Origin of the sequence: Sulfurimicrobium lacus (genome assembly GCF_011764585.1) — a bacterium.
Lineage (GTDB): Bacteria > Pseudomonadota > Gammaproteobacteria > Burkholderiales > Sulfuricellaceae > Sulfurimicrobium > Sulfurimicrobium lacus.
Genome location: NZ_AP022853.1, coordinates 1,952,115 through 1,973,976 on the forward strand (window position 1 = coordinate 1,952,115; position 21,862 = coordinate 1,973,976).

Annotated in this window: 30 protein-coding genes and 2 tRNA genes; 15 read left to right on the plus strand and 17 right to left on the minus strand. The window is 60.6% G+C overall.

What is annotated here, in order from left to right; genetic code table 11:
- Positions 1-13 precede the first annotated feature (13 nt).
- Positions 14-451, minus strand: coding sequence for a hypothetical protein (locus tag SKTS_RS09625; protein WP_173063874.1), 438 nt, complete (start codon positions 449-451; stop codon positions 14-16).
- Between SKTS_RS09625 and SKTS_RS09630 the strand changes: the two genes are divergently transcribed.
- From SKTS_RS09630 to SKTS_RS09690, 13 genes are all read left to right on the plus strand, one after another.
- Positions 430-789, plus strand: a complete 360-nt coding sequence (locus tag SKTS_RS09630; protein WP_173063877.1) for a hypothetical protein — start codon at positions 430-432, stop codon at positions 787-789. The two genes, SKTS_RS09625 and SKTS_RS09630, sit on opposite strands and share 22 nt — an antisense overlap.
- 170 nt (positions 790-959) lie before the next feature.
- Complete coding sequence (locus tag SKTS_RS09635; RefSeq protein WP_173063880.1) at positions 960-1,121, plus strand: hypothetical protein; 162 nt, start codon at positions 960-962, stop codon at positions 1,119-1,121.
- Positions 1,122-1,225: 104 nt separating this feature from the next.
- Entirely contained in the window at positions 1,226-1,951 is a 726-nt protein-coding gene (recO, locus tag SKTS_RS09640; protein WP_173063882.1) for a DNA repair protein RecO, read from the plus strand.
- A 207-nt stretch (positions 1,952-2,158) separates the two neighbouring features.
- Positions 2,159-2,884 carry a pyridoxine 5'-phosphate synthase gene (gene pdxJ / locus SKTS_RS09645; RefSeq protein ID WP_173063885.1) on the plus strand — a complete coding sequence of 242 codons (726 nt, stop codon included), beginning with the start codon at positions 2,159-2,161 and terminating at the stop codon, positions 2,882-2,884.
- A complete protein-coding gene (gene acpS / locus SKTS_RS09650) occupies positions 2,885-3,262 on the plus strand; it encodes a holo-ACP synthase (protein ID WP_173063888.1) in 378 nt (125 codons plus the stop codon).
- A 9-nt stretch (positions 3,263-3,271) separates the two neighbouring features.
- Complete coding sequence (gene nagZ / locus SKTS_RS09655; protein ID WP_173063891.1) at positions 3,272-4,348, plus strand: beta-N-acetylhexosaminidase; 1,077 nt, start codon at positions 3,272-3,274, stop codon at positions 4,346-4,348.
- On the plus strand, positions 4,348-5,016 hold the full coding sequence (locus tag SKTS_RS09660) for a uracil-DNA glycosylase (RefSeq protein ID WP_173063894.1): 669 nt from the start codon (positions 4,348-4,350) through the stop codon (positions 5,014-5,016). Before nagZ ends, SKTS_RS09660 begins: the two co-directional genes overlap by 1 nt.
- Positions 4,980-5,165 (plus strand): tautomerase family protein, encoded by a 186-nt coding sequence (locus tag SKTS_RS09665; RefSeq protein ID WP_173063897.1) that lies wholly within the window; start codon positions 4,980-4,982, stop codon positions 5,163-5,165. The genes SKTS_RS09660 and SKTS_RS09665 overlap by 37 nt, the downstream gene beginning before the upstream one ends.
- On the plus strand, positions 5,165-6,964 hold the full coding sequence (uvrC, locus tag SKTS_RS09670; RefSeq protein WP_173063900.1) for an excinuclease ABC subunit UvrC: 1,800 nt from the start codon (positions 5,165-5,167) through the stop codon (positions 6,962-6,964). Before SKTS_RS09665 ends, uvrC begins: the two co-directional genes overlap by 1 nt.
- Positions 6,965-7,061: 97 nt before the next feature.
- The gene (gene pgsA, locus SKTS_RS09675; RefSeq protein ID WP_173063903.1) at positions 7,062-7,634 is read left to right on the plus strand and encodes a CDP-diacylglycerol--glycerol-3-phosphate 3-phosphatidyltransferase; all 573 of its coding nucleotides are present in this window, start codon (positions 7,062-7,064) and stop codon (positions 7,632-7,634) included.
- 56 nt (positions 7,635-7,690) lie between these two features.
- A tRNA-Gly gene (locus SKTS_RS09680) sits at positions 7,691-7,766 on the plus strand.
- Positions 7,767-7,827: 61 nt separating this feature from the next.
- Positions 7,828-7,901: transfer RNA gene (locus SKTS_RS09685), tRNA-Cys, on the plus strand.
- 146 nt (positions 7,902-8,047) lie between these two features.
- Positions 8,048-9,160, plus strand: a complete 1,113-nt coding sequence (locus SKTS_RS09690; protein WP_173063906.1) for a tyrosine-type recombinase/integrase — start codon at positions 8,048-8,050, stop codon at positions 9,158-9,160.
- A gap of 163 nt (positions 9,161-9,323) precedes the next feature.
- Here the strand turns inward: SKTS_RS09690 and SKTS_RS09695 are convergent, their stop codons facing one another.
- From SKTS_RS09695 to SKTS_RS09770, 16 genes are all read right to left on the minus strand, one after another.
- Positions 9,324-9,539 carry a DUF3310 domain-containing protein gene (locus tag SKTS_RS09695; RefSeq protein WP_173063909.1) on the minus strand — a complete coding sequence of 72 codons (216 nt, stop codon included), beginning with the start codon at positions 9,537-9,539 and terminating at the stop codon, positions 9,324-9,326.
- Positions 9,536-10,909: an SNF2-related protein gene (locus SKTS_RS09700; RefSeq protein WP_173063912.1), complete on the minus strand. Its 1,374-nt coding sequence runs from the start codon at positions 10,907-10,909 to the stop codon at positions 9,536-9,538. The genes SKTS_RS09695 and SKTS_RS09700 overlap by 4 nt, the downstream gene beginning before the upstream one ends.
- A complete protein-coding gene (locus SKTS_RS09705; protein WP_173063915.1) occupies positions 10,906-11,883 on the minus strand; it encodes a DNA cytosine methyltransferase in 978 nt (325 codons plus the stop codon). The genes SKTS_RS09700 and SKTS_RS09705 overlap by 4 nt, the downstream gene beginning before the upstream one ends.
- 94 nt (positions 11,884-11,977) lie before the next feature.
- Positions 11,978-12,247, minus strand: a complete 270-nt coding sequence (locus SKTS_RS09710) for a VRR-NUC domain-containing protein (RefSeq protein ID WP_173063918.1) — start codon at positions 12,245-12,247, stop codon at positions 11,978-11,980.
- A gap of 82 nt (positions 12,248-12,329) precedes the next feature.
- Entirely contained in the window at positions 12,330-12,524 is a 195-nt protein-coding gene (locus SKTS_RS09715; RefSeq protein ID WP_173063921.1) for a hypothetical protein, read from the minus strand.
- A gap of 49 nt (positions 12,525-12,573) precedes the next feature.
- Positions 12,574-13,002 (minus strand): deoxycytidylate deaminase, encoded by a 429-nt coding sequence (locus tag SKTS_RS09720; RefSeq protein ID WP_173063924.1) that lies wholly within the window; start codon positions 13,000-13,002, stop codon positions 12,574-12,576.
- Positions 12,999-13,181 (minus strand): hypothetical protein, encoded by a 183-nt coding sequence (locus tag SKTS_RS09725; protein ID WP_173063927.1) that lies wholly within the window; start codon positions 13,179-13,181, stop codon positions 12,999-13,001. Before SKTS_RS09725 ends, SKTS_RS09720 begins: the two co-directional genes overlap by 4 nt.
- A gap of 1 nt (position 13,182) precedes the next feature.
- Positions 13,183-15,261 carry a bifunctional 3'-5' exonuclease/DNA polymerase family protein gene (locus tag SKTS_RS09730; protein ID WP_173063930.1) on the minus strand — a complete coding sequence of 693 codons (2,079 nt, stop codon included), beginning with the start codon at positions 15,259-15,261 and terminating at the stop codon, positions 13,183-13,185.
- Between the two features lie 207 nt (positions 15,262-15,468).
- Positions 15,469-16,026, minus strand: a complete 558-nt coding sequence (locus tag SKTS_RS09735) for an ssDNA-binding protein (RefSeq protein WP_173063933.1) — start codon at positions 16,024-16,026, stop codon at positions 15,469-15,471.
- Positions 16,023-16,202 carry a hypothetical protein gene (locus SKTS_RS09740; RefSeq protein ID WP_173063936.1) on the minus strand — a complete coding sequence of 60 codons (180 nt, stop codon included), beginning with the start codon at positions 16,200-16,202 and terminating at the stop codon, positions 16,023-16,025. The genes SKTS_RS09735 and SKTS_RS09740 overlap by 4 nt, the downstream gene beginning before the upstream one ends.
- Positions 16,199-17,485 (minus strand): DUF2800 domain-containing protein, encoded by a 1,287-nt coding sequence (locus SKTS_RS09745; protein ID WP_173063939.1) that lies wholly within the window; start codon positions 17,483-17,485, stop codon positions 16,199-16,201. Before SKTS_RS09745 ends, SKTS_RS09740 begins: the two co-directional genes overlap by 4 nt.
- A gap of 2 nt (positions 17,486-17,487) precedes the next feature.
- Entirely contained in the window at positions 17,488-18,189 is a 702-nt protein-coding gene (locus SKTS_RS09750; protein ID WP_173063942.1) for a hypothetical protein, read from the minus strand.
- Between the two features lie 3 nt (positions 18,190-18,192).
- Entirely contained in the window at positions 18,193-18,606 is a 414-nt protein-coding gene (locus SKTS_RS09755; protein ID WP_173063945.1) for a hypothetical protein, read from the minus strand.
- 11 nt (positions 18,607-18,617) lie between these two features.
- Complete coding sequence (locus SKTS_RS09760) at positions 18,618-18,956, minus strand: hypothetical protein (protein ID WP_173063948.1); 339 nt, start codon at positions 18,954-18,956, stop codon at positions 18,618-18,620.
- A 178-nt stretch (positions 18,957-19,134) separates the two neighbouring features.
- Positions 19,135-19,497, minus strand: coding sequence for a YecR family lipoprotein (gene yecR, locus SKTS_RS09765; protein WP_198420338.1), 363 nt, complete (start codon positions 19,495-19,497; stop codon positions 19,135-19,137).
- On the minus strand, positions 19,494-20,147 hold the full coding sequence (locus tag SKTS_RS09770) for an XRE family transcriptional regulator (RefSeq protein ID WP_198420339.1): 654 nt from the start codon (positions 20,145-20,147) through the stop codon (positions 19,494-19,496). Before SKTS_RS09770 ends, yecR begins: the two co-directional genes overlap by 4 nt.
- 130 nt (positions 20,148-20,277) lie before the next feature.
- Here SKTS_RS09770 and SKTS_RS09775 point away from each other — a divergent pair, with 130 nt between their 5' ends.
- Both SKTS_RS09775 and SKTS_RS09780 read left to right on the plus strand, forming a co-directional pair.
- Positions 20,278-20,499 (plus strand): helix-turn-helix transcriptional regulator, encoded by a 222-nt coding sequence (locus tag SKTS_RS09775; protein WP_173063952.1) that lies wholly within the window; start codon positions 20,278-20,280, stop codon positions 20,497-20,499.
- Complete coding sequence (locus SKTS_RS09780; RefSeq protein ID WP_173063955.1) at positions 20,496-21,860, plus strand: DEAD/DEAH box helicase; 1,365 nt, start codon at positions 20,496-20,498, stop codon at positions 21,858-21,860. Before SKTS_RS09775 ends, SKTS_RS09780 begins: the two co-directional genes overlap by 4 nt.
- Positions 21,861-21,862: the final 2 nt, after the last annotated feature.

Genomic DNA, 21,862 nt, shown 5'->3' on the forward strand with positions numbered 1-21,862 from the left:
CTGAAGCGGGTGTTCAGTGCGCTACGTGCCCAGTATTCCCCCTCCAGTTTCTGCGGTAGATGCGGAAGGGGTGAAGCTGGTCGAACGGGCTCGACCAGTCCGGCCCATCTCCACGCCGGTTCTCGCGCCGATAATAATTACCCATTATCGGCGTCCCGTGGGAGTCGGTGCGGAGCGAGAAGAAAAGGGCGTGGAACATCGCACCGAGACGGACAGGCGCGGCATATGCAGGCGAATCGGCAAAGAGCGCGATAAGTTGCTGTTGAATTCCCGTGCTGAACAGGAGCGCAGGCGCAATAACCGCCGTCAGGCGGATGTGCGGACTAATATAGACGAAGAAATTTAAGGGGCGTTTTTTGTTGTCGATGCGAAAGGGTCTAGCTGATAATCGGCCAGGAAATTGTTTTCCTTGAAGCGGCGGAAAGGCATTTGGCACATCAATGCGACGCATTCCTCGAAGGAGAGTTCAACTACCACCGGCATACGCCGTTCCACCGTTCTCCGGCGGTCTTTCCAGCCTTTGGGCGGATCGCATTCGATTTTTCGCCTGTCGGTCCTGGATCTTTGCTGAAAGACCTTGGCCATGCTTTTCTCCTCGCGAAGCAATGGGTCCAAGATTACTCGAATGACCATGCATTTGATGTACTGTCCAGTCTGTATTCGCTATTCAGGGAATTCCCTCTATTTCCGCCGGAAATCCAAAGGCCCGCGTTTTCAGAAACAGAAGTGACGCACCTGGGCAGAAAGACGGCAAATCTTGCCGCGTTTTGTTTCATCGGGCTTCATTAAATGCCCTGTGGTTTCTCTCCAAATCAATTCCAGAGCCATTTTCAACAACATGCCCCAGGGCTGGTATGCGCTATGCTTCCTGTTCAAGCAGGGAGGCTGAAACTAAAGTTAAGCGGCCAGGAGCCGATAAATAACTTAAGCAAAGCGTCCGGGAAGCAAAGGAGAACATCATGAAAAAAGAGGATATGATCAGACAGATTCTGAGAGGTCTTGAATCCGATTTCTTCAAGATCAGTCGCCCGGAACTGGACAAGGAATTGAAGGACGAGTGGCGACGGCTTGACGAAAAGACCTACAGCGAAATCGCGGAGCTTTACTACACGACTGCATGAGCGAACAGCAATATTCAGGGATTCTTTGATTTATACTCACTCACTCGACTACGGCGGCAAGGGCTCGCAAGGCCCGCTTGGCCGCCCACAACCCGAATTGAGTGATGGTGAACGTAAATAAATCCCGGCAGGAAGACCAGCCTGCCTATGTCCTGCATACCTACCCCTACCGCGAGACCAGCCTGATCGTCGAAGTGTTCAGCCAGAACTTCGGCCGCCTGCCGCTCATGGCGCGCGGGGCGCGGCGCCCCAAGTCGGCGGTACGCGGCTTGCTGATGGCTTTTCAGCCCTTGCATCTGAGCTGGTTCGGCAAGGCCGAGCTGCGCACCCTGCATAGCGCGGAGTGGCAGGGCGGCCAGCCGCAACTGCAGGGCATGGCGCTGATGTGCGGCTTCTATCTCAATGAACTACTGCTCAAGCTGTTGCCGCGCGACGATCCTCACGAGACTTTGTTCCGCCATTACCAAGAGACACTGCAGTTGCTGAGTTCCTGCAGCGACTTTGCGGCAATTCTGCGGCGTTTCGAAAAGCGCCTGCTGCAGGAGCTGGGCTATGCGCTGACGCTCGACCGCGAAGCTGGCACAAATGCGCCGGTAGTAGCCGGAGAATCCTATCGCTACGTGATCGAGCGCGGCCCGGTGCGGCAATCCGCGGGCGAAATCGGTGTAGAATTGCGCGGCAAAACCCTGCTCGATCTGGCGGCCGACGACTATAGCGATCCTGTCACGCTGCAGCAGGGAAAAACACTCATGCGTACGTTGCTCAACCACTATCTGGGCGACCAGCAGCTCCATACGCGGCAATTTTTGAAGGATTTACAGCAAATATGATCCTGGAAACCTTGGTTGAACAGGCTGGGGTGTGCGATTTTTCGGGCACGGGGCAAGGCATAACGACGCGGAATGGTTGTTCCATTCCAAGGAGTTATAACGCCGCCCGGTGTTCGAAAAATCGTGCAATCCAGCCTGTAGCGGGAAAAAGAAATGCATAATCATGATGTTAATTATAAAAATGAGCGGTCAACCGAGGTTTTCAGGATGATCCAGTTGGGCGTCAACATCGACCACGTCGCCACCCTGCGCCAGGCACGCGGCACGATCTATCCCAGCCCGGTGCAAGCGGCGCTGATGGCGGAATCCGCCGGGGCGGACGTGATTACCCTGCATCTGCGCGAGGATCGCCGCCACATCCAGGACGCCGACGTGGAAATCCTGCGCCAGTCGCTGCAGACGCGCATGAACCTGGAAATGGCGGTGACCGACGAGATGGTGCAGATCGCGTTGCGCATTCGTCCCCAGGACGTGTGCCTGGTGCCGGAAAAGCGCGAGGAGCTGACGACCGAAGGCGGGCTGGATGTGGCGGCGCATTTCGCCAAGGTGAGGGAAGCCTGTGCTGCGCTGGGTGCGGCGGGGATTCGCGTGTCGCTGTTCATCGATGCCGACCGCAAGCAGCTGGACGCATCAAAGGCCGCCGGTGCTCCGGTGGTGGAAATTCATACCGGCCATTACGCCGATGCGACCAGCCGGGTCGAGCAGCAAAAGGAATTCGAACGCATTGCCGATGCCGTGGCCTACGGCCAGTCCATCGGCCTGCAGGTCAATGCCGGACACGGTTTGCACTACCACAACGTTCAGCCCATTGCCGCGCTGCCGGGCATGGCCGAACTCAACATCGGTCACGCCATCGTCGCTCACGCGCTCTTCGTCGGCTGGGAGAACGCAGTGCGGGAAATGAAATCCCTGATGTTGGCGGCCCGTTCTTAAGTGATTTTCGGCATCGGTACCGACATCGTTTCTATCCATCGCATCGCGGCGGCGTTGGCGCGGCATGGCGAGGCTTTCGCGCAACGCATTCTGGCGCCGCAGGAGTGGGACGGTTTTATCGCCAATGCCCAGCCCGCGCGCTTTCTCGCCAAGCGATTCGCTGCCAAGGAGGCTTTCTCCAAAGCCCTTGGCACGGGGATGCGCGCCCCGGTGACCTGGCGCAATATCAGCGTGGTCCACGATGAGCTGGGCAAACCATTATTGAATTTTGATCCCGAACTGGCCGCAGTGCTCGGCCGTCATGCCATTCGCAGCCATCACCTTTCCATCAGCGATGAGAAAGAAATGGCTGCGGCTTTCGTGGTTCTTGAAAAATAAGGAGAGAGCATGTCGCTGGGCCCGGTGATGCTGGATGTGGTGGGAAAGACGCTGAGCGACGACGATCGCCGGCGATTGAAGCATCCGCTGGTCGGCGGGGTAATTTTGTTCAGCCGCAACTACGAATCGCCGGAACAGCTGCGCCAGCTCACCGCCGAAATACACGCCCTGCGCACGCCTCCGCTGCTGATCGCGGTGGACCATGAGGGGGGCAGGGTGCAACGCTTCAAGGAAGGTTTCACCCGCCTGCCGCCGATGCGCGAGCTCGGGATGATCTGGGACGAACACCACGGCCGCGCCAAGTCTCTCGCGCAGCAGACCGGCCATGTGCTTGCCGCCGAACTGCGCGCGCATGGGGTGGATTTCAGCTTCACCCCGGTGCTGGACGTCGATTACGGCGCCAGCGGCGTGATCGGCAGCCGCGCTTTTCACCGCAAGCCGCAGGCCATTGCCGATCTGGCGCACAGCCTGATGCTGGGATTGAAGCTGGGCGGCATGGCGGCGGTGGGGAAGCATTTTCCCGGCCACGGCTTCGTGCGCGCCGATTCGCATCTTGAAGTGCCGGTGGACGAGCGTTCCTTTGCAGATATCGAGGACGAAGACCTGGTGCCGTTCCGGCAGATGATCGATTTCGGCATGGCTGCCATCATGCCCGCCCACGTGATCTATCCCCGTGTGGACCCGAATCCGGCGGGATTCTCCAGCGTCTGGCTGAAGGATATATTGCGCAAGCGGCTGGGTTTCGACGGCGTGATCTTCAGCGACGATCTCTCCATGGCCGGGGCGCACGTGGCCGGCGGGCCGGTGCAGCGGGCAATGGCGGCGCTCAAGGCCGGCTGCGACATGGTGCTGCTATGCAACAAGCCGGATGACGCGGATGAACTGCTGGCCGGCCTGCATTACGAAATGCCGGCGGTGGGCGTGTTGCGCCTGCTGCGCATGCACGGCAAGCCGCATCCGCTGTCGATGGCGAAATTGCACGAAGACGCCAATTTCCTCAAGGCGATCCATGCGGTGGGCAGTATCGGCATCCACGAGGGCAATTTGCCGCTGAACGATCCCACTAACAGTTGCGGACATAGTTGATGAACCTTTCTTCCTGTCGCCAGTGCCCGCGTCTGGCCGATTTTCTCGACCAGGTACGGGTGGATAGCCCGGATTATTTCGCGCGCCCGGTGCCGCCCTTCGGCGTTGCCGATCCGCGTCTGCTGATAGTCGGCTTGGCGCCCGGCATGCACGGTGCAAACCGCACCGGCCGGCCGTTTACCGGCGATTTTGCGGGTATCCTGTTGTATCGGACCCTGCACCGTTTCGGTTTTGCCAGCCAGCCGGAATCCGTCAGCGCCGATGATGCGCTGCAATTGCTGGACTGCCGCATCACCAACGCAGTGAAGTGCCTGCCGCCGCAGAACAAGCCGGAAACCGCCGAGATCCGCCAGTGCAACGCTTACCTGCGCAGCGAGCTGGCGGGCTTGCCGGAAGGCACGGCGGTGCTGGCGCTGGGCAATGTCGCGCATCAGGCGGTGCTGCTGGCGCAGGGGTTGAAGATCAAGGCTTACCCGTTCGGGCATGGCACCCACTACCAGCTGCCCAGCGGCCTGAGCCTTTATTCCAGCTACCATTGCAGCCGCTATAATACTCAGACCAGGCGCCTTACCGCCGAGATGTTCGAGGCGGTGTTCGCCGATATTCGTCATTACCTTGATGGACCTTCACTATGCCCTACGTCAACATCCGCATCGCCGGAACGCTGAGCCGCGAACAGAAGCAGAAAATCGCCGAGGAAATCACCGATACGCTGGAGCGTATCGCCCTCAAGCCGAAATCCTATACCTACATTGCTTTTGACGAATTGCCCGAAGAAAACTGGGCGATCGCGGGAAAGCTGCTAGACGACGAGTAATGTTCGACAGCAAGACCTTTCTCGCCAATTTGCCCCACCTCCCCGGCGTCTACCGCATGTTCAACGCGGCGGGGGAGGTGATCTACGTCGGCAAGGCGCGTGACCTCAAGAAGCGCGTGACGTCCTATTTCCAGAAGACCGACCACATTCCGCGCACGCGCCTGATGGTCTCGCAGATCGCCAATATCGAGACCACGGTCACGCGCAGCGAGGCCGAAGCGCTGCTGCTGGAAAACAACCTGATCAAGTCGCTCGCGCCGCGTTTCAATATCCTGTTTCGCGACGACAAGTCCTATCCCTTCATCGTCCTCACCGGGCACCGTTTTCCCCGGCTCGGCTACTACCGCGGCGTGCAGCACAAGGGCAACCAGTATTTCGGCCCTTTCCCCAATGCCGGCGCGGTCAAGGAGAGCATCCAGCTGCTGCAGAAGGTGTTCCGCCTGCGCACCTGCGAGGACAGCGTGTTCAGCAACCGCTCGCGCCCCTGCCTGCTGCACCAGATCCAGCGCTGTACTGCGCCCTGCGTGGGTTTGATCGACCCGGAGAGCTACCGCGCCGACGTGCACCATGCCGCCTTGTTCATGCAGGGCAAAGATCAACAGGTGATATCAGCCATTTCCGAAAAAATGCAGCTGGCGGCAGAGCAGTTGCATTACGAGGAAGCCGCGCTGTACCGCGACCAGATCGGCGCCTTGCGCCGGGTGCAGGAGAAGCAGTACGTCAGCAGCAGCAGCGGGGCGGATGCGGACATCGTCGCGTGCTACGAGCAGCAAGGCATGGTGTGCGTCAACCTGGTGATGGTGCGGGGCGGGCGGCACTTGGGCGACAAGAGCTTCTTCCCCAGCAATGCCGGCCAGTACGACACCGCAGCGGCGCTGGAAGCGTTCCTTGAGCAGCACTACCTCAGCCAGCCGGTGCCGCGCCAGATTCTCGTCAGCGAGGCGCTTGACGGCGAAGCGCTGGAGACCTTGCTGAGCGAGCAGGCGCGCCACAAGGTGCAGATCAGCTGGCGCGTCACCGGCGAGCGCCGCGTGTGGGTGGAAATGGCGCTCACCAACGCGCGCCTGGCCGTGGCGCAGCGCCTCAGCCAGCAGGCGAACCAGGAGGCCCGGCTGGCGGCGTTGCAGCAGGCGCTGGACCTGACCGACGCCCTGCAGCGCATCGAGTGCTTCGACATCAGCCATACCATGGGCGAGGCGACCGTGGCTTCGTGCGTGGTATTCGACCAGGGCGACATGCGCAACGGCGAATACCGCCGCTACAACATCAGCGGCATTACGCCGGGCGACGATTTCGCCGCCATGCGCGACGCGCTGCAACGGCGCTACAGCAAGATCGCGGCGGGCGAGGGCAAGATGCCGGACCTGATCCTGATCGATGGCGGAAAGGGGCAACTCGGCATCGCGGTAGAGGTGCTCGCCGACCTCGGCTTGAACGATGTGGCGCTGGTGGGCGTGGCCAAGGGCGAGGCGCGCAAACCCGGCCTGGAGCAGCTTATTTTCCCTGATCGCGACAAACCGTTACAATTACCCAAGGATAGCCCGGCCCTGCACCTGATCCAGCAAATCCGCGACGAGGCCCACCGGTTCGCCATCAGCGGCCACCGGGCCAAGCGCGGCAAGGCGCGGACCCATTCCTCCCTGGAGGACATCGGCGGCATCGGCGCCAAGCGGAGGCAGCGCTTGCTGGCCCGTTTCGGCGGTTTGAAAGGGGTGGTAGCGGCCAACGTGGACGAGCTTACCCAGGTGGAAGGGATCAGCCGTGCGCTGGCGGAAAAGATTTACGAGGAATTACACTAGCTGTTAGAAGTCAGCTATCAGCTGTCAGCCAGAACCCCGTGAGGGGGCTTGCTGATGGCTGACCACTGATAGCTGATAGCTTACTTGTTAGGCCAACATGCCATTAAATATACCGAATCTACTTACCTGGCTCAGGATCCTCCTGATACCGGTATTCGTCGTCATGTTCTATTTGCCGCAGGACTGGTTTTCCGCGCATGAAGTCAACCTCATCGCCACGGCGATATTTGCCGCCGCCGCTGTTACCGACTGGCTCGACGGCTACCTGGCGCGGGCTTTGAACCAGACGTCCGCGTTCGGTGCCTTTCTCGATCCAGTCGCCGATAAGCTCATGGTGGCTGCCGCCCTCGTATTGTTGGTCAAGCTGCAGCGCGTGGACGCCGGCATCGCCCTCATCATCATCGGCCGCGAAATCGCGATTTCCGCCCTGCGCGAGTGGATGGCCGGGCTCGGCAAGAGCAAGAACGTGGCGGTCTCCTTCGTCGGCAAGCTGAAAACCACCGCACAGATGGCCGCGATTCCTCTTTTGCTCTATCACGGCAAGATTGGCGGCCAGATTGATTCTCAGGCCGTCGGGACAATTTTTATCTACGTTGCGGCGGTTTTGACTTTGTGGTCAATGGGTTATTACCTGAAGAAGGCCTGGCCGCAGATCGCAGAGCAAAATTGAATGGCCAGGATGCTTGACATCAGGCGCTAGATCATTAAAATGGCGGCTTCTCAAATGCGGGAATAGCTCAGTTGGTAGAGCGATACCTTGCCAAGGTATAGGTCGCGAGTTCGAGTCTCGTTTCCCGCTCCAGAATACAAGGGAAAGCGTAAAGCTTTCCCTTTTTAGTTCCAGTAGTTTGCCAGGTTACACTGGCGGGGTAGCAAAGAGGTTATGCAGCGGCCTGCAAAGCCGTTTAGACCGGTTCGATTCCGGTCCCCGCCTCCAATAAATTCAAAGACTTACAACGATAAAACGAACTTGCAGAAGTGGGCGAGTTCGTTTTAACCCGTTGTTATTCGCATCTTGCCACTCGTAAAAAGCTCTTTGCCACTCTATAATCGTTATGGTTGGTAACTTAGGCGAGTCTTTACATGGCGACGAAACGCAAGCGCGGCCCCTCCTGGGAGTACATCATCCGGCGCAAGGGGGTATTGCCCCGCCCAATCTCCCTGACATTCAGCGATGAGAAGGAAGGTGATGCCTACGCCGCCCGTGTCGAGGCTATGCTGGATCGGGGTATCGTCCCGCCGGAATTTGAAGAAAAGGGCAAGGCGCCCAAGACCCTCGCCGATGTCATCCGCGCTTACCACAAAGCGGTGCATGTTCCCGATACTGATGGCCGATTGCTGGGCGTGGTGCTAGCGCGCTACGGGGCCACGAAGCTGACGGCCGTCAGCTACGCTTGGACCGAAGCGTGGATCGCCGAAATGAAGCGCGAACGTAACCTGTCGCCATCCACCATTCGGCATTACGTCGGATCCACCGCGCGCTGCCTGGATTGGCTGGTGCGGAAGGAACCTGGCATCTTGCCCCACAACCCTTTGCGCCTCTTGCCGAAGCGCTACGCCAGTTACTCGGGCGCGGACAAGGCGGGGATGGACGTGGGTGCCGAGGTGCGGGTAGACGAGTCCCGTGATCGGCGACTCAAGCCGGGGGAGGAGGATGCCATTAGGAGGATACTGGGCGGCGCGAAGCCGAAAGGGAAGCAACGCCCGGTGATCTCGAAGCATGCCGAGGCGCTTACGCTACTGTTCGAACTTGCCGTTGAGACGGCGATGCGCATGCGGGAGATGTTTACGCTGAAGGTGGACCAGATCGACCTGGCCAAGAAAACCATCTTCCTGGACAAGACCAAGAATGGCGGCAAGCGGCAGGTGCCGCTGTCAAGCGTGGCGCTGGAGAAGCTGGGCGGCTATTTACTGGTGGTGGAGGGGGATCGGCTTTTCCCGTGGTGGGATGGCAGACCGGAGAAGCTCAAGGACGTTACGGCGGGATTGTCGCAGCAGTTCGCCAGGGTGTTTGATGCGGCGGGCTGTCCTGATCTGCGCTTCCATGATCTCCGGCACGAGGCCACCAGCCGGTTGTTCGAGCGCACCGGCATGAGCGACTCCCGGATCGCTAAGGTCACAGGGCACAAAGACCCTCGGATGCTCGCGCGATATGCTAACTTGCGTGGGTCGGACCTGGCTGAGTTGATGTGGTAAATGCCGTCTATCGCGGCAGGGGGCGCATGCGCCGTTGATGAGCCTCCCCGACCACTCGCCGCACAGGTCACAGTCTCCCGGCTCGCCCTTCGGCAATTAGTAGGGCGCGGGCCTGAGCAGCGCTTCTTCCTTTTCCATGCGCTCGGCTGTCTGATCCGCTTCGTCAGCCATGCGCCTTCTCCTCCAGTTCGATCAGCAAGTCGATGAAGTGGCGCGCCTTCTTCAAGTCAGCGACGCCGTTCTTGTTGCGCCAGCGGGTGACGTACTTGATGACGCTGCCCTCCGCGAACGGGATGCCGTTGGCGTGGATGAACTCGATGGGCTGGATCTTCAAGTCCTTGTAGTGGCTGCCGCCCTCCTGTGTTTCTAATGCGCTCACACCTTTCTCCTTTTCATAGCTTCCAATAAAATATCCTGCACTTCGCGCTTCGTCTCGACGCGCTCGATGACCATCTCGTCCACCGTATCGCGCGCGATGATGTTGTGGATAAACACCGGCCTGTCATGCCCCGCCTGCTTCTGGCGCACCGGGCCGATGCGTTCGATGATCTGCAAGCGCTCCTCCAGGTTCCACCAATGGCCGAAGAACACGAGGATGTTGCCGCCGTCCTGCAGGTTCAAACCGTGGCCCGCGCTTGCGGGGTGCGCGAACAAGACCGGAATCTTCCCAGCGTTCCAATCCCTTATTGTTTGGGCGTCTGTATCCAGTCGGCGGCCTTGCCCAAAAGCGCGCTCAAGACGTTCAAGATCACTTCTAAAGTGATAAGCAACCAATACAGGGGCGCCAGCAGCTTCCTCGATGATGTCTTCGAGCGCTTGTAATTTCTCATCATGCACTTCCTTCCAGTTCTGTTGCTCGTCCACGTATGCCGCGCCGTTGGCGATCTGCAAGCACTTGATCGTCCGCGCCGCGGCGTTCACGGCTTCGACGCCGTGGCCTTCCAGTTCCATGAACATCTGGCGTTCCATGTCGCGGTACAGCTGGCGCGCGCGGATCGGCAGGTCCACGTAGATGTTGTTGACGATCGGCTCGTCCAGGTCGAACCAGTCCTTGGCGTCGATGGTGAGGCACACGTCGCGCAGCGCTTCGTGTATCTGCTCCTGGGCGTGCGGCATGGCGGTCATGCCGAAGCCGTCGAAGGACTTCTGAAACCAGCGCTGGCGGAAGGAGTCGAACGTGCGGCCGAGGCGCTTGCCGCCGTCCACGAACCACATCTGCCCCCACAAGTCGGCCAGCCCGTTTGGGGATGGCGTGCCGGTGAGTTCGACGAAGCGCTTGATCTTGGTATGCGCCACGCGGCCCAGCGCCTGGGCGCGCTTGCCGCCCTGCCGCAGGCGGAATGACTTGAGCTTGGTGCTCTCGTCCGAGATCACGGTGCGGAAGGGCCAGCGCTCGCCGTAGTGCTCGGTGAGCCAGACGAGGTTTTCATAGTTGGTGGTGTAGACTGAGGCGTCGTACTTCAAAGCGGCGCGGCGCTCCTGCTCGCTGCCGACGATGGGCATCACGTCGATGTGCCGAAGGTGCTGCCACTTGCGCGCCTCCTCCGGCCATGTCGTCTTGGCGACGCGCAACGGGGCGAGCACCAGCACGGGCGCGTCCTCGCCCGCCATGAACAGCGCATCAAGAGCGGTGAAGGTGGAAATGGTCTTGCCCAGACCCATGCCAGCCCACACGGCGCAGCGCTCGGTTTCCAGAATGTGGCCGGAGATGATGCCCTGGTACGGGCGGGGGGTGTATATGCGGGTCATGGCCGGCACTCCAGGTACGCGCTCACGATTTCGGCCGCGACTTGCGCGACGATGGCGTTACCGTAGGCGCGCAGGCGTCCCACTCTGGCGGGAGCCCCATGAGCCAGCGGGAATGTGCCGGGTTCAACTGGCCGCCACTTGCCGTCGCGGCAGGGGAGCCAGTCGGCGTTTGCCCAAAATCCATTAACTGCGCCTGCCGTGGTAATTGATCCAGTCGGCTGCGGCCGTCCCTGCTCTCCGTCGCCATGCCCGGCGAGTCCTTCCAGTCCCTCGTGGTCGTCGTCACCCAGCCGGCCAGTGCCGCCGTGTGGTTGAGCGTCATGTTCGGTGTCGGTGCGAAATCCCTGGCCGGCGACCTGTTGCTGTCGTTCGCCGTCGTGGTGGGCCAGCTTGCCAGCATGCACTTCGCCAAGGCTTTTCGAAACGACCCGCTCAACTGCCCGTGGCTCGCTTCGCTGTCCGGCACCGTCAATGGCGTCGGCCACGAACCACAACCGCTGGCGGATGTGCGGGGCGCCGACGCCCGCAGCAGGAACACCGGCCGCCGCGAAGGCGTAGCCGATTCCTTCCATGTCAGCTTGAACAAGGTCGAGCCAACCGTGTCTAATCGCTGCTTCAACCTGCTCACCAAAGACGACCGGAGGGCGGCACTGCTCGATGAGGAAGTGCCAGTATGGCCATAGGTGCCGCTCGTCGTTAAACCCACCACCAGCGCCTGCCACGCTGAAAGGCTGGCAAGGGCATGATCCAGTCCACACGGGCTTGTCGTCGGGCCATCCTGCAAGGCGCAGGGCGTGATTCCACACGCCGACTCCGGCGAAGAAATGGCATTGCGTGAACTCTCTAAGGTCGTCGGGCCGTACATCCAATATGCTCCTCTCGTCTACTTCGCCGGGTGCGATATGCCCCGCCGCAATCAGGTTGCGCAGCCATTGGGCCGCGTAGGGGTCGATCTCGTTGTAGTAGGCGTTCATCCATCCACCTTGCGCATCAGCATTCCCACAACAACTCCTAGAACGTAGGCGAAGCACATCAACGCCGATAGTTCGTTTTCAGTCAGCACTACCATCACACCACCCCCAGCAATTCGTCCACCCCTTCGAGTGAGTCGATCACGGCGACACTTAAGCCGGCCTTGCGGATGCGCTCGTGCTCGCGGATCTGGTGCGGCTTGGCCTTCTCACCTGGCGCTTTCAACTCCACCCAGCAGCTCCACTCCGGCAGCATTACCAGGCGATCCGGTGCGCCGTTGCGCCCGATCCAGCGAACTTTGCGGATCTCGCCACCCATCTCCTTCACGCGCTTGACGAGGTAATCCTCAATCGTGCTTTCTCTCATGCCTTCCTCCAGGCATTGCGCGCTGCGGTGATGACGTCGTAGCCCCAGCCACGGTACATTCTGAAACGGTAGAAAAAACGGCTCATTTGCAATCTCCTTGTTTTTCACACTTCCTGCATTTCTCTTTGAGCGCGATGATCTGGTTGAGCAGGATGATCTCCTTGGTGCGCGCGGTACTGAGGCGCTGCTTCAGTTCCTCGATCTTCTTCTCCTGCCTGGTCAGCCGGTTCTCCTTGTGGGGTGACGGCTTGCCCGTCAGCACCGGCTGGGTGTCCAATCCCTGATCGCCTCCTGTGAGTTGGTGGTTTATCAACGCCGGAAATCCTCTAATAAAATTCAACCGCGATGCCCGCCTCGCGGAACATCTCGGATGCGATGGCGAACGAGGCCGCCCAGCGCCCGTCGTCTTCCGGCAGGGGTGCGTACACTTTCCTGATGCCGGCCTGAATGACGGTCTTGGCGCACTCGTTGCACGGGTGCAGGGCCGTCACCACCAAGGCGCAGCCGTGGGTGGGCGTGCCGCTCCTCGCCGCATTGGCGATGGCGTTCGCCTCGGCGTGCACGACGAACAGGTACTTGAGGTCGCGGTCATTCAAACGGTCCAGCGTATCGGCCACGCCGCGCGGGAAACCGTTCCACCCGCTGGCGCGGATCTCGTTGTGCGGGCCGACGATCAGCGCGCCGACTTTGGTGCTCGGGTCTTTCGACATCTGCGCGGTGGCATGCGCGATGGGGAGAAGGGACAGCGGGGTCATTGCTTCTTGCTCCTGCATTTAACGGAAATGGAAAACCCCGAAGGGATGGGCGCATCGTCGGCCAGGTCGGGGAACAGCAGATCGATGGCGAGCAGCGCCGCCTTGGCGCTGTGCGGTGCCAGCACATGGAACTGTTCGCGCTTGCCTTTGGCGACTGCAGCGATTTCGTAGATACGCATGTCAATCCTTTCTATAGCGGTAAGATTCAAACCCGGCGGCGGCGAGCGGCAACCCCTCGGCCCAGTCCGGTACGGTGGCGAGCAATGCGCTCAGTTCGCGCTCGTTGTATTCGGGCAAGTCGGGCGTCTCGGTGAGCAGTTCGTCGTGCATCGACAGCACGGTGCGGTATCCCGCCGCGTCGATGGCCGGCATGTTGTGCGCCATCACGTCGCGCGCTGCGCCCTGGGTGCAGTTCTCCACCAGCTTGCCGCCGTAGGTTTTGATGCGCTCCCACTTGCGGGTGTACTGGTTGACGCCCATGTAGCTCAACTTGCCGTCGTCGACGCGCGGCTGCGGATAGCAAAGGGCGCGCCCCGATGGCAGGCCGATGCGCAGCCAGGCGCCGTCGCGGCGCACCTTGAACTTGCGGCAGGGGATGGTGCGGCCTGGACTCTCCACGGCGCTGACGCAAGCTGCCTCCAGATCCTTCCATAGCGTGGCCACGTTGGGGTGGGCCTGACGCCATAGGCGCTTGATGGTGTCGCAGGTAACGAATGCCCGGCGGGACAGGCCGAAGGTGCTGCGCTTCTGGCTGACCGTCCAATCATGGAACTCTTCGGCCTCTTCTCGGGTTCCCTCAGGGAGCGTCGGCCATGCCGCTATACCTAACTCCTCCACATCGAAGCGATAGGTAGCTGCCCCTGTGATGAAAGCACCGACGCCGCCCTCATAGCCCAGCATCAGCTCCTCAACCTTGCCGATCTGCCGCTGGCTCTTACTCACGTCTTCATGCGGTATGTTGAAGCTCTTGGCGTAGGCCAGCTTGTAAAGGTCAGGGCCGGTGCCGTTGTCGAAGTCGCGGAAGGCCTGCAGCTTCCATTTTTCGCCAGCCAGCCAGGCCAGCTTGCGGCCCTCGATGTTGGACAGGTCGGACACGCACAGCTTTTTGCCCTGCGGGGCGACGATGCACCCGCGGATCGCGCTGCTGGTGAGTTGCATCACGTTACCGTAGAGCAGATCGGCGGCGCCGGCCTTGATCACGTCGATGCCGAACTCGATCTCGTCATGGTCAAGCGCGGGGCGCGGCAGGTTCTGAGGCTGGAAGGTGCGCCCCGACCACCGCCCGGTGCGGCCGGCGCCGTCGAATTGCAGCGTGCCTTTGAGCCTGCCGTCCGTGGTCGCGCCACGGATCAGCGCCTTGTACTTGCTGGTGCTGGTGGTGCTGGCCTGCAGGCGGATGGCCAGCAGATCCTTCAAGCCTTGGGGCAGATCGGGATCGGCGATGCGCCGTTCGAGCGTTGCGCCCTGCAGGTCGGGCAGGGAGATCAGGTATTCGGCCAGGATGTGATCGAGCATGGCGTCGCGCTGGGTGGCCTTCTGCACTTCGCCGTTGGTCATGTCCTGGGTGCGGGTGGCCAGTCTTGCCTGCTCGCGGTCGGTCGCCTCGATGGCAGCATTGGCGAGGTCGAGATCCACGGCGAAGCCCCGATCGTTGATGCGCTGGTCGAGGTGCCATAGGTCAAGCTCGCGCCCGGTGTAGTTCCAGGTCGGGAGGCGCTTGTCCACCTCGCGCATCGCGGCGATGTCGGCCTTGGCGTAGTCGAGGAAAGAGGCCCACTCTGTCGGGTGCGTCTCGCGGGTGGCGCGGCGTAGCTTCACGTTCTTGGGGCGCGGCATGCAGAACATGCGCACCAGATCCTTGCCGATCTTGAGCTTGCGCTGGTCCTGCGGCACTTGCAGGATGTCGCACAGCTTGTCCAGGCTGCCGGGGAGCGAGTGCGCCATCGCCTTGACCATTGTGCAGCGCCACTTCTCGAGCGGCGGGGCGGCATTGGGGAAGTGCTTGGCGATGACGCCGCGATCGAACATGGCGTTGTGGGCGATGATCTCGGTGCATTCTTGCATCAGGTTCGCCAGCATCGTCAGCCCGTCCTCGTGGCCGTAACAGGTGCAGTCGAGGCAATTCACTGGGCCATCGTCCACCGCCCACGTCACCACCATCAGTTCGCAATCCTGAATGTAGCGATAGGTGCCGTACTTGATGGGCGTCTCGCTGAACGTCTCGGTGTCGAGGTAGAGTTTCACCGCTTGAACGTCCATATGTGTTTCTCGCCGCACCGAGCGCACTCGGCATGCACAGTGTAGTACCCGTGCGTTACCCATTTATGCTTGCATCTCTTAAAGGCCATGTTCTTATTTCCTCGTTGTCTTTGGTGGTGCGAACCAGTCGCTCGTCAGGGTGTGGGATGACGCATTTTTAATCCGGCTCATACCACCAAAGCGCCCTCTTGCGAAGGCGCGATGGTGTTAAGCCAGCGCCTCGGCATCGGCGCCTTCCGCGATGCTCTCGAACTCGTCATGGCTCACAGGTGCGCCACCGCCGAAGGCGTCGCCGTCGCTGCGGAACTGGACCCAGCGCAGGGTGGCGTTGATGCGCTTGCCCCAGCTGTTGTCCTGCGCCCACAGATCCACGCTGGCGTCTACGTAGCAACCGGCATAGGGCTTGCCGTCCTGCGCGGTGAGCGCCGAGGTGTCGCGGTCAATCACCTGGGGGCGCGCCTTGTTGCCGGCATTGAGGGTGTGCATGTTCTCGAAGCCGTCGTACGCGTCGCCGTCTTTCGAGAGAGCACTTTTCTTGTAGGCGACGCGGCCCTTGCCTTCGAGTTCGGCGAGGATGGCGGTGGACTTGGCACCCCATTTATCTTTGGCCACCGCTTCCATCGCGGCGCTCAGTGCCTTGGCGTTCTCGCTACCCGGCTGGATCGGGAAAGCCGCTGAGAAGCGCGGCTCGCCTTCGCCATTTACTGCCTTGGCCTCGAACAGCTGGGGGAAGGCCAGGCGCACATTGGTAATTTTGACTTTCATGATGTTTCTCCTTCGGTTTTGAAAAATTTCGGGTACTTCGTTTTAACTGCTCTGGTTGCGGCTTCCAGCGCTTTGCTGCGTTCGAAGCTGTCGCCGCGGGGGGAACCGGGGTCTACGGCCGCCGCGGCTTGCAGCTTGCGCACCGCGTCGGGCGGGAGGATGGCGGCCGGGTTCATACCAGATCGTCCGCTGTCTCTATCACCTCGAACTCGTCCTCCACTGGCTTGATCTCCAGTGGGGGGCGCTTGTCGGCGATGGGGGCCACGCTGGGCTTGCCTTCGCTTTGCCCGATGAGGGGCATCACGCGGTTCCAGCGCTTGGGACTGTCGGCCAGCAGCTTCTCGGCGGTGGTTGGCGAGATCAGGGACAAGTCGTACATCTGCTCCTGCTTCAGGCGCATGGACTTGAACATGTCCTCGACGGCGGTGGCGTCCAGCCACTTGCGCGCGCCCTTGCGGCCCTGTACCAGCTTGTACCCCGCAACGGGGTTGCCCTTGAGCAGTTCACCCTCGGCCTTGGCGCGGATCGCCTTGCACCAGTCCTCGATCAGATCCACGGCGTCCAGCTTCGCGCCGAGTGCGTCGGGGTTGCTGGGTACGTGCGCTTCGATGATGGCTTCCTGCTCTACCTTGTCCGCCGTGGTGAGGTCGGTGAACTCGGCCTCGATGGTGTCCTGCACGTAGGCGGTCAGCTTCGGGCAGGTTGCCTTTGCCTTACACCACTTGCAGGTTGATTCGCCGGGGGTGAGATACGAATGCTCGTGGCCGATCCAGTTACTGCGGAACTCCAATGCGGTGAGCGCATCGGTGGCGCGCTTGCTTGCGATCTCACCCCAGGCCAGCAACTCGCTCACCGGCATGGACCACTCGCTGGGGATGCTGCTGACGCGCGGCTGGACGATGACGAGGCGCACGGTGTCAAAGTCGCCCATCAAGCCGTAGCGCTCCAGTGCACCCAGGGCGTAGAGCTTGAGTTGCGGGTTGTCTTCCGCGCTCACCTCGACGCCGCGGCCATACTTGAGATCGATCAGCGTGATCTCGTCGTCGCGCAGCACCACCGCGTCGGCGGTTCCTTCGGCGTCTTCCTCGCCGGTGATGTGGCTGATGGCTAGCGACTGCTCCACCAGCAACTCGCCGCCCTGCGCAAAGTCGCGGACGTGCTGCACGTAGTTGTTGACGTAGCCGGCCATGTCGGCGTCGATGGTGAATGCGGTGGATGCAGGCATGTTGTCGAAGCCCCACACGGCGCCGCCTTTGGGGACGATGGCGATCTTCTTGCCGATGAAGCTGGCCGGATGTTCGCCACTGGTCAGGCAGTGCTCGCCCAGGAAGTGCGCTGCGGTTCCCTCGTCGGCGTAGGCGCTGGTGCTTTGCGGCAAGTCGGCTTCCATCGCCGGGGCGCCTGGGCATGCCATCCAGCGGTGCGCACTGCTGGGTGAAAGGATTGCGTGCTTGGCCATGATTATTCTCCCGCCCAGAAACCGCTGACAAGGTTGGTCGGCTTCGCCTTCGCAATAACGCGTGCAGACACGCTCCAATTTATAAGGCGGATGCGCAACCCGGCGAAAACCCCATAGCCGCTGCCAGCTTCGATGCCTTCGCCAGCTTTGATGCCCCAGCCGGCTTCGATGCCTTCGCCAGCTTCGATGCCTTCGCCAGCTTCGATGCCTTCGCCAGCTTTGATGCCCCAGCCGGCTTCGATGCCTTCGCCAGCTTTGATGCCCCAGCCGGCTTCGATGCCTTCGCCAGCTTCGATGCCCCAGCCGGCTTCGATGCCCCAGCCGGCTTCGATGCCTTCGCCAGCTTCGATGCCTTCGCCAGCTTCGATGCCGCTGCCAGCTTTGATGCCTTCGCCAGCTTTGATGCTCCAGCCAGCTTTGATGCCGCTGCCAGCATGAAGGAAACCGCTTATAGAAATCGAGCCCGCAACGCGGATGGTCCCTGCGAAAAATAAGTGCTTGCTTTCGATGCTCTCAACTTCGAGCACTGCATCCGTCGCGCCGAATTTGACAAGCAACCACTGCGCATAGTCCTGTTTGTCAGTCTCGGCCGCCTTGTCCAACACGGCCTGGTATTCGCCACCTTCAGGGAAGTGGCTGGAGAACCACGCTGCACCTTCGGCGCATGTGCTTTTCTCCTTGAGTAGTTCTGCAGTAATTTGCATGGCTTACGCTCCAGCGGTTTCAATCGCGGCCAGTACGTCGGCGTACTTGTCGGCGGGGATGTCGGACAGCTTGCCGCCCTTGCCCGCGTCGACGCCGAACTGGTTGAGCAATGCGGCCGCAGCGTCGCGGCCTTTCTTGTTCACCAGCGAGAGGAAGGGCTTCTTGATGGCCTCGTAGTCAAGCACGACAGCGGGCGCAGCGGTTTCCGTTGCCGTTTGCGGCGTCGCACCACTCTCGGACGAAGCAGGCTTCTCCGCTTGGGCAGACTTTTTTTCTGCCTTGGCCTCTACCTTTTCGGCGGCCTGGGTGGCGACTGCGGCAACCTGCGCACTGGTGGTGGGGATGCCGTTGGCGATGGCGGCAATCAGGTCGCGCAGGGCGTTGGTGTTTTCCTGTATTACGGTTTCTAAGCTCATGGTGATGCTCCTTATAAAGTTTCGTTGATGAGGGAGGTAAGACGTTGAAACACATCGCCGGAGTCGTTGGCGATGGCGTAGAACTTGTCCGCGCGGGTCAGCTTTTCTTTCAGCGAATCGACATCTGCAACGTGGAACTCGTCCAGCGTTTTGATGATTTCCACCAGGTCGTCGAACTCGACGCCGCACTGCGCGAGCGCGTCAACCAGCGGCTGGTCTTCATCGTCTTGCGCAAGGCGCTGGTTAAAGCGCTTGAGCAGTTCGCGCTCCAGTTCGGTGCTGGTGAGCGAGTCGAGCGTGCTGTCCGCGAATAAGGACAGTTCGCAATCGTTCAGGGAAGATAAATACATTCTGCATTGCTCCATCTGGTAAAAAGTTGCATAAACCGCAACCGTGGAGACAGAATAAACGCAACTTAATAGTTGCGTCAAGTGCAACATGCAAAAATAATTTTAGGCAAAGAAAAAGCCCGCGGGTGCGGGCTTACATAAAAAACGGGGGGATTACAGCTTGTTTGTTTTCACGGGCTTACCGGCCACCTATGCATTGATAGGTAATCCTGTATGCTTTTGACCAGCAGGGGCTAATGCCTTGAGGATAGCAGATTACTTGGACTGGAAAGGAATCGTTGAATATTTCAGCGTTACTATACCCCCAGTTCTGGCATCGCCTGTTGGCTTCCGCGTTAGCTTGCTTCCCATCCCACTGAACCTCGGTTTCTCTAATTCCCATTTTCGGCGGAACGTCGATACCCATGATGACGGTACCATCGGCTTTACTGCCGCCGACGCCTACCCACTTCATTGTTTCCACGGTGGTGCATGCGGCCATTATTACGGCAAGCAAGTTCAATAACACGATTTTGCGAACCATGCGGCGCCTTTCGCTCATAGCCTTCTCCCGTTCCACACCCACACCGCGCGCCCGAGTATTCCAACTTCGTGATCGCCGTTAAGTATATCAACCGTCTTGACGGTCGGATTGTCGCTGGTTATCTCGTAAGCCCCGTCGAGGCGCTGGCGCACTCGTTTGATGAACAGGCGCTCATGCGCCTCAAGCACGTAGATGCCGTCCACTGCTATTTCGCGTACGCCCGTATCGACCAGCAGGATATCGCCGCTCAGTAGCGTGGGTGTCATCGAATCGCCCAGGGCGTGGATGAATCGCAGATTTCCGGGTGTGGTTATGGGCTTGATGTTCTCGGCGATCCAGTGCTTTTTCAGCCGCAGCGTATCGACCACAACGTCGTCGCTGGGCCGCACCTCACCGACGCCCATCGAAGCGCTCGCATTCAGTAGTGGGATGTCGATGGCATCGCGCGGCACGGGTACGCGATTTGCGCGGCCTTCCGCCTGGACGAATATGTCTGATACTCGGACGCCCAGCGCGGTGGCGACTTCCGCCACTTTCTCTATCGTCCCTTGCCCCTTCTGCTCCATGCGCGACACGTTGCCCTTATCGGTGCCGATCTTCTCGGCGAGCTCGGCCTGTGTCATGGCGCGCTCTTCCCTTAGCTGCCTTATGGCGTTGCCTACGTTCATTTTTATCATCCGTTATTTATATAGGGTAATTGCGGGTCGTGCAATAAAACGGACGCAACCCAGTTGACAGAATGTTGCACATAACGCAACATGGAAATACAGCAATCACTGTATTTTGGAGTTTTAAACTATGTACACCCCGCTAAAGCAAGCCCGCATCAGGCGCGGGCAGACCCTGGCCGACGTGGCGCAAGCCGTTGAGACGGACGATAGCACCATCAGCCGCATCGAGAACCGCAAGCAGTCAGCATCCCCAGAACTGGCTGAAAAGCTGGCCCGGCACTTCGGCAACGCCGTGACCGAGATCGAGATCATCTATCCCGAGCGATTCATGCAAAGCGAGAAAGCATGAGCGATCTCGCCTATTCCGAGTTCCTCGCCCGCAAGGCCAAACTGGACCCGGCTACCGGGTTCGACGACATCCCCGAACTGCCTGAGCAGCTGTTCCCGTTCCAGCGCGACATCGTGCGTTGGGCGCTGCGTCGTGGGCGTGCTGCCGTGTTCGCCCAGACGGGCCTGGGCAAGTCGTTCATGGAACTGGCCTGGGGGCAAGCGGTTCACAACCTGACAGGCGGCAACGTGCTGTTGCTCACCCCGCTGGCGGTGGCTGGCCAGATGGTGCGCGAGGCGGGCAAGTTCGGCCTGCCGGCGAAACAGTGCGCCCACCAGGATGAAGTCGAGCCGGGTGTGACCGTCACCAACTACGCCAAGCTGCACCACTTCGACCTGTCGCAATTCGTCGGCGTGATCCTGGACGAGTCGAGCATCCTCAAGGCCTTCGATGGCAAGACCCGCACCCTGTTGATCGATGCCTGCGCCAATGTGCCGTACCGCCTGGCTGCCACAGCAACGCCCGCGCCTAACGATTTCACCGAACTGGGCAACCATGCCGAGTTTCTGGGCGTGATGTCTGTCACCGGGATGCAGGCGGTGTTCTTCACCCACGACGGCGGCGACACTAGCAAGTGGCGGCTCAAGGGCCACGCCGAGGACGAGTTCTGGCGCTGGATGTGCTCGTGGTCGGTGCTGCTGCGCCGGCCTAGCGATCTGGGCTACGACGACGGCGCTTACGATCTGCCGCCGATGGAGAAAGTGGAGCATATCGTCGATGTTGAGGGTGCTGACGCCAAGACGCTGTCGGAAAGACTGGGCGCGCGGCGCGACAGCATCGCCGAGCGGGTGGCGAAGGCAGCCGCCCTGGTGCCGGATGGCAAGCCCTGCGTGCTGTGGTGCAACCTCAATGCTGAGGGTGACGCGCTGGTTGAAGCGATACCCGGCGCCGTCAACCTCTCGGGCGCGGATAGCGAGATCGAGAAGGAGCGCAAGCTGAACGCATTTACCTCCGGCGAGATCCGCGTGCTGGTGACTAAGCCCAAGATCGCGGGCTTCGGCATGAACTGGCAACACTGCGCCGATACCATCTTCGTCGGCCTCAACGATTCATTCGAGCAGGTCTACCAGGCGGTACGACGCTTCTGGCGCTTCGGCCAGACCGAGACCGTCAACGTCCACTTCGTCGCGGCGTCCACTGAAGGCGCCGTGCTCGATAACCTCAAGCGCAAAGAGGCGGAAGCCGAGCGCATGGGCGCCGCGATGGTGGCTCAGATGGCCGATATCTCCAGCGAAATGGTGCACGGCGCGCTGCGCGAAGAAGACCCCTACACACCCATCGTCCCGGTGGAAATCCCATATTGGCTCACAACGGAGAATTGAAA